The sequence below is a fragment of the Mucilaginibacter sp. genome (genome assembly GCF_039935595.1).
In the GTDB taxonomy this organism is placed as follows: Bacteria; Bacteroidota; Bacteroidia; order Sphingobacteriales; family Sphingobacteriaceae; genus Mucilaginibacter.
In genome coordinates this window covers 1-12,562 of record NZ_JBDTJZ010000176.1, presented here as the reverse complement: position 1 = coordinate 12,562, position 12,562 = coordinate 1, and the positions used below count along the sequence as shown (strand labels likewise).

Genomic DNA, 12,562 nt, shown 5'->3' with positions numbered 1-12,562 from the left:
TTTTTATTGTCGCCGTCGGCATGTATACCGGCGGTTTGGGTAAATACGTTATCGCCAACAATAGGTTTGTTAGATGGTATGCGTACGCCCGAAAATGTTTCGACCAGTTTACTAACCGAATATATGGAAGACTCTTTAACGGCAATTTTAACCTCGGGTGCAAAATCATTAATTACCGCTACGGCACTGGCCAGCGCGGCGTTGCCCGCGCGTTCGCCCATACCGTTTACCGTTAAATGCAAACCGTTTACGCCGGCATTTACAGCTTCCAATACATTGGCTGTACCCAGGTCATAATCATTATGTGCGTGGAAATCAAAATGTATGTTAGGATACCTTGATATGATTATAGTTAAAAATTTAGAGGTTTCTTCGGGTGTTAAAACGCCTAAAGTATCGGGTAGCATTATGCGTTTTACCGGTTGTTTAACCAAAAAATCCAGGTACTGCAACACATATTGAGGCGAGTTGCGCATGCCGTTGCTCCAATCTTCTAAATAAACATTGGTTGTAATGCCACTTTTAGCGGCAAGGTCAATTACATGTTTAATCTCGGTAAAATGCTGTTCAGGTGTTTTTTTAAGCTGATGGGTTAAGTGATTTAACGAGCCTTTGGTTAGCAGGTTTTGCACTTTAACTCCGGCATTAGCCATCCAATCAATAGATACACCATTGTCCACAAAAGATAATACTTCTATCTGGTGGGTATGATTGTTTGCGGCCGCCCAACTTGAAATAGCTTTAACTGCCTCAAGTTCTCCTGCTGATACACGTGCAGAGGCTACCTCGGCCCTGTCTACACGCAATTCTTCCAACAATAATTGGGTGATGGTTAGTTTTTCTGAAGTAGAAAATGATACGCCGGATGTTTGTTCGCCATCGCGCAGCGTAGTGTCCATTATCTCTATTTTCCTTCTTTCCATTGTATTGGATTTGGCTTGGTATTAAATAGCGTAAAAGCGCTTCCTTACCTAGAAGCGCTTTACAGGTAACTTATTAAGGCCTGTGCGGTTCCCCTCTCGAGAGGGGTGTAGGGGTGTGTTTATCGCTTGGTTAACACACCCCTGCTTTCGCACTTTCCTTCGCGTCCCCTCTCAAGAGGGGAACTTTTTTAAAGTGGCAGGTTTGTTGCAAACTCCTCAATCTCGCCTTTAATGCTTTGCAGATAATCAATATCGTCAAAGCCGTTAAGCATGTTATTCTTTTTATATGAGTTAATATCAAACGTTTCTTTTTCGCCGGTAGCTAAAAGTGTAATGGTTTGCGCAGGCAGATTTACTTCCAGTTCGGTTTTTGGATCGGCGTGGATTGCAGCAAATATTTTCTCGGCAAACTCCGGGCTAACCTGTACCGGCAATACACCAATATTTAAGCAATTACCTTTAAAAATATCCGCGAAAAAACTGGATACCACGCAACGGAAACCATAATCATAAACCGCCCATGCAGCGTGCTCGCGCGAGGAGCCTGAACCGAAATTTTTACCACCCACCAGTATTTTACCGCTGTAAATAGGGTTGTTCAACACAAAATCTTTTTTAGGGGTATTATCCGGGTTGTAACGCCAATCGCGGAAAAGGTTATCGCCAAAACCAACACGTTCTGTAGCTTTTAAAAAGCGGGCTGGTATTAATTGGTCGGTATCCACATTCTCAATAGGTAGTGGTACCGCGGTGCTTCTTAGTATATTAAATTTATCGTAAGCCATTTTTTGTTGTTCATGGTTCATGGATGATAGTTCATGGTGCTTGTAATATTAGCTATGAACTATTATCTATGAACTATTATCTAATTAAACCAATTCTTCTATTAATGTTCTTGGGTCGGTTACTACGCCGGTAACTGCAGCAGCAGCAGCCACTAATGGGCTGGCAAGCATTGTTCTTGAACCTGGTCCCTGTCTTCCTTCAAAGTTTCTGTTTGAGGTACTTACCGCGTATTTACCGGCAGGTACTTTATCATCATTCATAGCTAAGCAGGCCGAGCAACCCGGCTGGCGCAATTCAAAACCGGCCTCGTTTAAAATATCCAGCAAGCCTTCTTCTTTTATTTGCGCTTCCACAATGTGCGATCCCGGTACCAGCCATGCCGTAACGTTAGGTGCCTTATGTTTGCCTTTTATAAGTGATGTAAACGCCCTGAAATCTTCAATACGGCCATTGGTACAGCTGCCTACAAATACAAAGTCAACCGGTTTACCTATCATGCTTTCGCCCTCATGGAAACCCATATAACCTAATGATTTTTCGTAAGTAGCGGCGCCGCCTTCAACATCGGCAGCATCAGGAATATCATGCGATATACCCATACCCATACCCGGGTTGGTACCATAAGTTATCATCGGTTCGATGGTTGAACCATCAAAACTTAATTCTTTATCAAATACTGCGTCGGCATCAGTTTTCAGCGTTTTGTAATAAGCTAATGCTTTGTCCCAGGCTTCGCCTTTAGGGCTAAACTCACGACCTTTTACATAGTTAATAGTGGTTTCGTCAGGCGCTATCATGCCGCCGCGCGCACCCATTTCAATACTTAAATTACAAACCGTCATACGGCCCTCCATGGTCATGTTCTCAAAAACATCACCGGCATACTCCACAAAATAACCTGTAGCGCCTGATGTAGTTAATTGAGAGATAATGAACAAGGCCACATCCTTAGGCGTAACACCTACACCTAATTTGCCATTAACGTTAATGCGCATTTTTTTAGGCTTAGGCTGCATAATACATTGTGTAGCCAAAACCATCTCAACCTCTGAAGTGCCGATGCCAAAAGCAATAGCGCCAAATGCACCATGTGTAGAGGTATGCGAGTCGCCGCAAACAATGGTAGCGCCCGGTTGGGTAATGCCATATTCAGGACCTACCACGTGTACAATACCATTTTTTTGGTGACCCAGGCCCCAATGGCTGATGCCATATTCGGCAGAGTTGGTCTCCAGCATATGTAACTGGTTGGCCGAAAGCGGATCAGCAACCGGCTTGTCCTGGTTAATGGTAGGTGTATTATGATCGGCCGTAGCGAATGTACGGTTAGGGTATAATACTTTTGTCCCCCGGGTTTTAAGGCCCAAAAAGGCAACCGGACTGGTAACTTCGTGAATAAGGTGACGATCTATAAATAGTACATCAGGGCCGCCTTCTATCTTACGTACCACGTGTGCGTCCCACACCTTATCAAATAATGTCTTGCTCATTTTATTATATTGTTATATATTATATTTTGAATGATTAGCTATTTACTTTTTCGCTGCTCATTAACAAAGTAAGGTCCTCATCTTGAATATCTAATTTACCGTCGGCCAATACCAAAAAGCGATGATAGGCGTCGGCTAATTCTTCTTTGCTCAGGTTGTAACCCAAACGTTCCAAATGGAATTTTAATGCATGCCTGCCGCTGCGTGCGGTAAGCACAATAGTTGCGCTTGGGAAACCTACATCCTCCGGACGAATGATCTCGTAATTTTCACGCATTTTCAAAAAACCATCCTGGTGTATGCCTGAGCTGTGTGCAAAAGCGTTACTGCCTACAATAGCCTTGTTTGGCTGTACCGGCATACGCATTTGCGAACTTACCATGTGGCTAAGCTCATAAAAGTTTTTAGTGTTAATATTGGTATGTAACCCTAATACCTGGTGTGTTTTTAATATCATTACCACCTCTTCGATAGAGGTGTTACCTGCACGTTCGCCAATACCGTTTATGGTACCTTCAACCTGGCGGGCACCATTTTGCAAACCTGCAACCGAGTTAGCCGTAGCTAAACCCAAATCGTTATGGCAATGCACAGATATAATGGCTTTATCAATATTTTTTACGTTCTCTTTCAAGAATTTGATCTTGCGGCCATATTGATCAGGCAGGCAATATCCGTTAGTATCGGGTATGTTTACTACAGTAGCACCTGCAGCAATTACCGCTTCAATCATTTTAGCTAAATACTCAATGTCCGCACGGCCGGCATCTTCAGCATAAAACTCAATATCCTCAACAGATTTTTTGGCATATTTTACAGCTTCAACAGCGCGCTCCAATATCTCTTCGCGGGTGCTGTTAAATTTATGCTTGATGTGCATGTCAGACGATCCGATGCCGGTGTGGATACGGGGATGTTTAGCATATTTTAATGCTTCAACTGCCGCGTCTATATCGCCTTTGTTGGCACGGGTAAGCGCGCAAACGGTGGGTTTTTTTACCGCTTTTGATATCTCCACCACGCTTTGAAAATCGCCGGGGCTTGATATAGGGAAACCTGCTTCAATGATATCCACGCCTAAGGCTTCCAGTTCACGGGCTATCTCAATTTTTTCGGGGGTTGTCAACTGGCAACCCGGTACCTGCTCGCCATCGCGCAGCGTGGTATCAAAAACGTAGACTCGGTTTGGATCGTGTAACATAGTTTTATCTTTTTAATGTTAACTCTGATTTCAATTAAGTGAAATCAGATATTTTCATAATGCTCAACAGTAGGGAAGGGGTTATAAAAATGATGTAATAACGCTTTCCACTGCTGGTATTCTTTTGATTGTCTGAAACCCTCGGTATGGTCGGTCAAATTTTCCCACTCTACCAATAAAATGAATTGACTTTTATTTTCAATACATCTTTTTAATTGGTGTGAGCTATAACCTGGGCTGTTTGATATAATATCCTTTGCTTTTGAAAATGCTTTTAAAAAATCATCTTCCATACCCGGTATTACATTTAGTACAGCTACCTCCAGTATCATTATCTTTTTAAATTATGTCATTGCGAGCGGTAGTGCGGCAATCGCAAGTATGTTATTCGCGATTGCTTCGTCGGACCTCCTCGCAATGACATTAGCTTTTAGCTTTCGCCTTTCAGCTTTATGCTTAACTTATGCTTCTACAGCCTGGTTTTCCGGACGTAAGCTACGTACGGTTTTACCTGCTTGCCATAATTCGCTATCGCGTAATTCTGCTAATTCAGCATCTAATTTCTCGCGGTAATCTACTTTACTGTTTAAGTCGATAGAACGTTGTGACTCTTTGCCGGTAGCAACGCTTTCATACAGTTTTTCAAATACCGGTTTAGTTGCATCACGGAATGGTTTCCACCAATCTAAAGCACCACGTTGTGCGGTAGTTGAGCAATTTGCATACATCCAGTCCATACCATTTTCTGCAACTAAAGGCATTAATGATTGAGTTAACTCTTCAACCGTTTCGTTAAATGACTCAGACGGAGAGTGACCATTGGCGCGTAATACTTCGTATTGTGCAGCAAAGATACCCTGGATACAACCCATCAGCGTACCACGCTCGCCGGTTAAATCGCTATATACTTCTTTTTTGAAATCTGTTTCGAACAGGTAACCGCTACCAACAGCAATACCTAAAGCTATAACACGCTCAAAAGCACGGCCTGTTGCATCCTGGAAAATAGCGTAGCTTGAGTTTAAGCCACGACCCTGCAAGAACATACGACGTAATGAAGTGCCTGATCCTTTAGGAGCAACCAGGAATACGTCAACATCAGCAGGAGGGATGATACCGGTTTGCTCTTTGAAAGTGATACCAAAACCATGAGAAAAATATAATGCTTTACCCGGAGTTAAGTGTTTTTTAACAGTTGGCCATAAAGCAATTTGTGCTGCATCGCTTAGTAAATAGCAAATAACAGTTCCTTTTTCTAATGCTTCTTCAATTTCAAAAAGCGATACTCCCGGTACAAAGCCATCACTTACAGCTTTATCCCATGATTTTGAATTTTTACGCTGACCAACAATAACATTAATGCCATTGTCTTTTTGGTTTAGCGCCTGGCCCGGGCCTTGTACGCCATAACCGATAACAGCTACCACTTCATTTTTTAAAATGTCCTGTGCCTTTGATAAAGGGAACTCCTCGCGGGTTACTACATTTTCTTCCGTAGTGCCGAAAATTAATTTTGCCATTGTCTTTGTTTTTTATTGTTTTGATTTAACCGATTCGCATCGGTTGGTTTTTGATTTACTTGTTTAATTATTTACCAATTTGCCTTTTACTCCCCCTTTAGGGGGTTGGGGGGCTTTACATCGTAAAGACCTTTGAGCCTTTATTTAAATATTCATTTTCCATTACATCCTCACCCGGTTCCAGTCGTTCAAATTCGCGTAGTTTGGCGTTAAAGCCTTCGCTATCTTTTATAATAGCTACGCGTGCGCTGCGTACAAACTCAATTAGACCGTAAGGTTGTAGTATATTGATCAGGTTATCGGTTTCTTCCCGGTGACCTGTAGTTTCAAATACGGTATAATCCTTACGTATAACTACCGCACGGGCACCGTTTTCTCGTAATAAACGCTCAACACTTACTTTTTCGGCAATTACATCTGTTGATACTTTGTATAGCGCCATTTCCTGCCAAATAATATCCTCGTTGGTATGGTAATACACCTTTAATACCTCTACCTGTTTTTCTATCTGGCGGCAAAGTTTACGTACCACTTCTTCCGATTCGATAATAACTATATTAAAGCGGTGAATACTGTCAATTTCTGACGGTGAAGTATTCAGGCTTTCTATATTTATTTTTCGGCGGGTAAATATAATAGCTATCCTGTTCAGTAAACCAACCTGGTTTTCTGTGTAGATAGTAATGTTATATTCCTGCTTTCCTATTTCTTGATCGCTCATTGTCTTAGTTGTTAGTCATTGGTCATTCGCTTCGCTGTCATTTGGTCATTAACCTTTCAGCTTTTAGCTTTCACCTTTCTCCTTATTTTAACCTAATCTCACTTACACTGCATCCCTGCGGTACCATCGGGAACACATTGTTCTCTTTAGTTACCATCACTTCAAGCAGGAAAGAGCCTTTACTATCAATCATTTCTTTTAAAGCCCCTTGCAGATCAGCACGCTGATCTATCATTTTACCGGGTATGCGGTAAGCCGCGGCCAGCGCTACAAAATCAGGACTTTGAATATCTACAAACGAATACCTGCGATCGTTAAACAACTCCTGCCATTGGCGCACCATACCCAAAAAGCGGTTGTTTAATATGATGATCTTTACATCTACACCGCACTGCATAATAGTACCCAACTCCTGGCAGGTCATCTGGAAACCGCCATCGCCAATAATAGCTACTACTGTTTTATCTTGTGCGCCATATTTGGCACCTATCGCCGCAGGCAAAGCAAAACCCATAGTGCCCAAACCACCGCTGGTAACGTTGCTGCGGGTGTTGTTAAACTGCGCGTAACGGCAAGCTACCATTTGGTGCTGACCAACATCTGTTACTATAATAGCCTCGCCTTTAGTTAGGATGTTTAGTTGTTTTATTACTTCGCCCATGGTCATTTCGCCCTCGGTAGGGTTCAGTTCGGGTTCAATAACAGCTTCAACCTCTTTACGGGTATAGTCATTAAATTTATTAACCCACTCAGTGTGTTGTTTTGCGTCTACCAAAGCGGTTAACAACGGCAGGGTTTCTTTACAATCGCCCCAAACCGGTACGGTTGTTTTTACGTTTTTGTCTATCTCGGCAGGGTCAATATCTAAATGGATAACCTTAGCCTGTTTGGCATATTTATCTAAACGGCCGGTTACACGGTCGTCAAAGCGCATACCTATGGCAATCAGTACATCGCACTCGTTAGTTAATACGTTAGGGCCGTAGTTACCATGCATACCCAGCATACCCACATTAAGCGGATGATCTGTTGGGATAGCACCAACTCCTAAAATGGTCCATGCTGCGGGAATACCGCTTTTTTCGATAAAAGTTTTAAACTCCTGCTCGGCACTGCCTAATAATACGCCCTGACCCCAAATTACAAATGGTTTTTTGGCTTCATTAATTAGTTTGGCAGCCTGCTCAATATACTGTGGGCGAACGATAGGTTTTGGCCTGTAGCTACGGATGTGGTTACAAGGCGTATAGCCTTCGTAAGCAAATTTTTGTATCTGCGCGTTTTTAGTGATATCAATCAGTACCGGGCCGGGCCTGCCGCTTCGGGCAATATAAAAGGCCTTGGCAATAACCTCTGGTATCTCGGTAGCATCAGTTACCTGGTAGTTCCATTTGGTTACTGGCGTGGTGATATTGATCACGTCTGTTTCCTGAAAAGCATCGGTACCTAATAAATGCGCGAAAACCTGCCCGGTTATACATACTAACGGGGTGCTGTCTATCTGTGCATCGGCTAAACCGGTTACTAAATTAGTGGCACCTGGGCCACTGGTAGCAAATACCACACCCACACGTCCTGATGTACGGGCATAACCCTGGCCGGCATGTATACCGCCTTGCTCGTGTCTAACCAGTACATGGTCAAGCTTATCATTATAATCATATAAAGCATCGTAGATGGGCATAATAGCGCCACCCGGGTAACCAAAAATGGTATCGGTACCTTCGGCAATCAACGCCTCTAATAATGCAACAGACCCTGAAACTTCTACGGTTTCTTTGGCTTCTGTTTGTTTTAGTATTTCCTGTTGTGCAACTTCCATAGTGCCCCCTAACCCCCTAAAGGGGGAATTTCTTGTTAATATTTTGTTTGATAGACCCTCTAACTCCCCCTTTAGGGGGCAGGGGGGCTACATCTCGTCTGTTACGCAACCTTCGGCTGCTGAGGTAACAGTTTTGGCATATCTATATAATAAGCCTTTGGTAACTTTTAATTTTGGTTGAACCCAGGCTGCTTTGCGGGCCGCCATTTCTTCGTCAGATATCATCACATTGATCTGATTAGTTGTAGCATCAATAATGATTTGGTCCTCGTCTTTAATTAAGCCTATTGCCCCTCCATCAAAAGCTTCGGGGGTGATGTGGCCTACCACAAACCCATGTGTACCGCCGCTAAAACGTCCATCGGTAATTAATGCTACCGAGCTGCCTAAGCCCGCGCCAAATATGGCTGATGTTGGTTTAAGCATTTCGGGCATACCCGGCGCGCCTTTAGGGCCCACGTTGCGGATAACCACCACATCACCTTTTTTGACTCGGCCGCTTGATATGCCGGCTATTAGCGCAAATTCGCCATCAAATACGCGGGCGGGACCTTCAAAATGGGTGCCTTCTTTACCGCTTATTTTGGCTACGCTACCACCTGTGGCAATATTGCCGTATAGTATCTGTAAGTGTCCGGTAGCTTTAACAGGCGCTTCAACCGGCCATATAATTTTTTGCGTATCAAAATCCAGCTCAGGTACATCAGCCAAATTCTCGGCAACGGTTTTACCGGTAACGGTTAGGCAATCGCCATGCAGCCAGCCTTGTTTAAGGCAATATTTCATTACCGCGGGTACACCGCCAACATTGTGCAGGTCTTCCATCATGTATTTGCCGCTTGGCTTCATATCGGCCAGCACCGGTATGCGGTTACTCACCGCCTGGAAATCGTCCTGCGTTAATTTAACATCAATGCTTTTTGCCATCGCTATCATGTGCAATACCGCGTTGGTGCTGCCACCCAATACCATAATTACCACCATCGCATTTTCAAATGCTTTGCGGGTCATGATATCGCTTGGTTTTATGTCTTTCTCTAATAATATCTTAATGGCTTTACCGGCTGCCAAACACTCGGCCTTCTTTTCCTCGCTCAATGCAGGATTAGATGACGAGTAAGGTAAACTCATGCCCATAGCCTCTATAGCAGCAGCCATCGTATTAGCAGTATATACACCACCGCAGGCACCCGCGCTTGGACAAGCATTTTTAACCACACCCATAAAATCCTCGGGGGTAATGGTGCCGGCAATTTTTTTACCTAAAGCTTCAAAGGCCGATACAATGTTCAGGTCCTCGCCCTTCCAATGGCCGGGTTTAATGGTGCCGCCATATACCATGATACTTGGGCGGTTTAACCTGCCCATTGCCATGATAGAGCCCGGCATATTTTTATCGCAACCCGGCAGGGTAATTAACCCATCATAATATTGCGCACCGGTTACGGCTTCAATAGAGTCTGCAATTACATCGCGGCTAACTAATGAGTAACGCATACCCTCGGTACCATTGCTCATGCCATCGCTTACGCCAATGGTATGGAATATCAGGCCCACCAGATCCTCGTCCCAAATACCTTTTTTAACCAGTTTGGCCAAATCGTTAAGGTGCATATTGCAGGTATTGCCATCATAACCCATGCTTGCCACACCAACCTGCGCCTTTTGCATATCCTCGTCAGTTAAACCAATACCGTACAACATGGCCTGTGCGGCAGGTTGCGTTGGATCCTGGGTAAAGGTTTTGCTGTATTTATTCAATTCAACGGCTTTCGTGGTATCTGGCAAACTCATATATGTTATTATTGTACGATGTAGACTTTATTGTATTATAAATTATGTTATCGGTTTATAATCCCGCATCTACCGGATTATATAGTTGTAAGATAGGCATCGCCAAAAAAACTGACAATAGCATATGTGATTTTTTTTATTTAGTATTTAAAATTGATTAATTACATTATTTCAAAATAAAATATCAATATCAATGTCAATATAAGAATATAAATTTTAACAAACTATACCAAAGTTTAAAACGGTATTCGGTACAGTTTTTATGCATGCATAGTAAATGTGCTATTTTCTGCCTGAAATGGGGTGGAGAGATGGAAAAATTGATTTGAAAGTTGCCGTTGCCACCGCGGTGTTGTTACGTACTTGATTTCATTGCTAACGCTTTGTAGATTTCAACTGAAGATAAAACTATACAGTAGTTGGATTTATTTTCGTCCAATGGTTATTACTTGTTTTCGTAATAGGTATTTGTTTCCTTTCAATATAAATACGTGGCCTGTTATCAACATAAAACATACATGGCTTAAAATTTGCCTGCGCTATGGCATGAAAGCAAAAGCGTACATTACCAAAATAGGACACCTAACAATGGTGAAAAACGATGGTGGCGAGGATTACCATATATTTATTGATAATGACTACCAGGGCAGAGTTTTAAAATTAAATAACCACTGGGTGGGCCACCTTGACGACGACTCGGACCTGACCATTGATGAGGTTAAAATATTGGGCCGCATTATTGAACAAAAGCTTGCTAAGGCCGTGTAAGTAACATTTTACAGTTGATTGCTTAAACAATTTATATATTTAGCTAACCAATCAGCTTAAATATAACTATGAAAAAGGCCATACTGTTATTTGTATTGATAACCGCAACTATAGGTGCATTTGCACAAGATGAACCGAAATTGCCGCCGGACATTGATATGCTGAAGTTTTTTTATACTGCTTATATGGCACCTTATTTTGATGGTAGCCAACCCACTACACTGTACCGCAAGCAAGCTGTGTTACGGCAGGTGTATTGTACCCCCCGTGGCCTGGCCAGGTACCAGCAACTGATGCAGGAAAGCGAAGATGGCGACCCTTTTATTAAAGCACAGGATAGTAACCCCGAAGCCGTTAAATCACTCGAAATTACCAGAGACCCTAAACAACCCAACAGATACACCGTTACCTATAACCCGGTTAACAAAGTAACTATTGAGCTTAGCCTGATTACCGTAAACGGCAAATTAATGATTGATTATTTGTATTGATAATTAGGGGTATAATACACAATGCACCGTAGGCCACAGCCAGGGATACTAGCAGACTAATTAACGTATAGAGATTGCCACTCCGCCTTTAGGCGGATCGTAACGGCACTTGGGAATAAATCCGAAATCAAAATAAAGCCATTCTATAACCCAAAACCTTACCTTAGCCAAACCCCACCTTACTAACATGAAAAAGGAATTGATATTTAGCTTAATAGGTTATGCCTGCGTATTTATAGTATGTTTAGTTATGGGCTTATGGATATTCCTGGCAACAAGTGGCGAAAAGCTCCCTTTCAATGAGTTAAAGCAAAACTATTTAAGGTACTTCCCGGCATTATTGGCTAATGCTTTATTGATAACCGTGATAGATATTGTTTTACTGGGCATAAGTATACTTTTTTTTAACTTGGCCAATAATCGTATTATTTCATCCGGGTGGAAACTAACCAATAAGCTGTTGATAGGTTTATCATGCGTGCTGTTGTTTTGGCAGGTATTTTCGCTGATGTAAGGCAGATTATACTAATAACGTTGTCATGCTGCACTCGAAGCATATGTGTGAGGGCCTTTACGCTCACCCTTCGAATGCCTCAGGGTGACAGGCCAAATCCCCTAAAACAAAAAAAGACCCGGATAACGAACTACCCGGGTCTAAAAAAAATCAAAAAAAATATTATTTCTGGGTAATGCCTTCGGCAAGTACCACTACCTTATTGTTTGAAGCTTCTACCACGCCGCCGTGTATATAAAATACCTGCTCGGCACCGTTACCACGTACGGTTAGTTTACCATCCTCCAGTGTAGAGATGATGGGCGCGTGGTGGTTTAATATCTCAAAAAATCCCATAGTACCCGGCAGAGTTACAGAACTTGCTTCGCCTTCAAATACTTTTTTATCGGGAGTTAGAATTTCTAATGTCATGTTTTTTGTTTAGATGTGAGATGTGAGCTATGAGATGTGAGACCATTGTCCCTTTATCTCAAATCTCAAATCTCCATACTCATATCTACGAGTTGGCCTCGGCCAACAGTTTTTTGCCTTT

At 42.6% G+C, this 12,562-nt stretch carries 13 protein-coding genes; 3 read left to right on the top strand and 10 right to left on the bottom strand.

The genetic code is table 11. From position 1 onward, the window contains the following. The 9 genes from ABI367_RS12335 to ilvD form a co-directional block, all read right to left on the bottom strand. Positions 1-923 (bottom strand): beta/alpha barrel domain-containing protein (locus tag ABI367_RS12335; RefSeq protein WP_462229597.1); only part of this gene is annotated, 923 nt, incomplete at its 3' end. A 188-nt stretch (positions 924-1,111) separates the two neighbouring features. Further along, complete coding sequence (leuD, locus tag ABI367_RS12330; RefSeq protein ID WP_462229599.1) at positions 1,112-1,708, bottom strand: 3-isopropylmalate dehydratase small subunit; 597 nt, start codon at positions 1,706-1,708, stop codon at positions 1,112-1,114. Between the two features lie 84 nt (positions 1,709-1,792). Next, on the bottom strand, positions 1,793-3,199 hold the full coding sequence (gene leuC / locus ABI367_RS12325) for a 3-isopropylmalate dehydratase large subunit (protein ID WP_462229595.1): 1,407 nt from the start codon (positions 3,197-3,199) through the stop codon (positions 1,793-1,795). Between the two features lie 34 nt (positions 3,200-3,233). After that, positions 3,234-4,400 carry a 2-isopropylmalate synthase gene (locus tag ABI367_RS12320; RefSeq protein ID WP_462229593.1) on the bottom strand — a complete coding sequence of 389 codons (1,167 nt, stop codon included), beginning with the start codon at positions 4,398-4,400 and terminating at the stop codon, positions 3,234-3,236. Positions 4,401-4,444: 44 nt separating this feature from the next. Further along, complete coding sequence (locus ABI367_RS12315; RefSeq protein ID WP_462229591.1) at positions 4,445-4,732, bottom strand: antibiotic biosynthesis monooxygenase family protein; 288 nt, start codon at positions 4,730-4,732, stop codon at positions 4,445-4,447. A gap of 129 nt (positions 4,733-4,861) precedes the next feature. Further along, entirely contained in the window at positions 4,862-5,920 is a 1,059-nt protein-coding gene (gene ilvC / locus ABI367_RS12310) for a ketol-acid reductoisomerase (RefSeq protein WP_462229589.1), read from the bottom strand. Positions 5,921-6,035: 115 nt separating this feature from the next. Continuing rightward, entirely contained in the window at positions 6,036-6,641 is a 606-nt protein-coding gene (gene ilvN, locus ABI367_RS12305; RefSeq protein WP_462229587.1) for an acetolactate synthase small subunit, read from the bottom strand. An 82-nt stretch (positions 6,642-6,723) separates the two neighbouring features. Continuing rightward, positions 6,724-8,463: a biosynthetic-type acetolactate synthase large subunit gene (gene ilvB, locus ABI367_RS12300; RefSeq protein ID WP_462229585.1), complete on the bottom strand. Its 1,740-nt coding sequence runs from the start codon at positions 8,461-8,463 to the stop codon at positions 6,724-6,726. Positions 8,464-8,550: 87 nt separating this feature from the next. Beyond that, positions 8,551-10,257: a dihydroxy-acid dehydratase gene (gene ilvD / locus ABI367_RS12295; protein ID WP_462229583.1), complete on the bottom strand. Its 1,707-nt coding sequence runs from the start codon at positions 10,255-10,257 to the stop codon at positions 8,551-8,553. Between the two features lie 546 nt (positions 10,258-10,803). On the opposite strand from ilvD, the gene ABI367_RS12290 reads away from it, so the two are divergent. The 3 genes from ABI367_RS12290 (at position 10,804) to ABI367_RS12280 (ending at position 12,030) form a co-directional block, all read left to right on the top strand. After that, positions 10,804-11,025 carry a hypothetical protein gene (locus ABI367_RS12290; protein ID WP_462229581.1) on the top strand — a complete coding sequence of 74 codons (222 nt, stop codon included), beginning with the start codon at positions 10,804-10,806 and terminating at the stop codon, positions 11,023-11,025. A 68-nt stretch (positions 11,026-11,093) separates the two neighbouring features. Next, positions 11,094-11,516 (top strand): hypothetical protein, encoded by a 423-nt coding sequence (locus tag ABI367_RS12285; protein ID WP_462229579.1) that lies wholly within the window; start codon positions 11,094-11,096, stop codon positions 11,514-11,516. Positions 11,517-11,703: 187 nt separating this feature from the next. Continuing rightward, complete coding sequence (locus tag ABI367_RS12280) at positions 11,704-12,030, top strand: hypothetical protein (protein WP_462229577.1); 327 nt, start codon at positions 11,704-11,706, stop codon at positions 12,028-12,030. A gap of 162 nt (positions 12,031-12,192) precedes the next feature. Here the strand turns inward: ABI367_RS12280 and atpC are convergent, their stop codons facing one another. Then, the gene (gene atpC, locus ABI367_RS12275; RefSeq protein WP_462229575.1) at positions 12,193-12,441 is read right to left on the bottom strand and encodes an ATP synthase F1 subunit epsilon; all 249 of its coding nucleotides are present in this window, start codon (positions 12,439-12,441) and stop codon (positions 12,193-12,195) included. Positions 12,442-12,562: the final 121 nt, after the last annotated feature.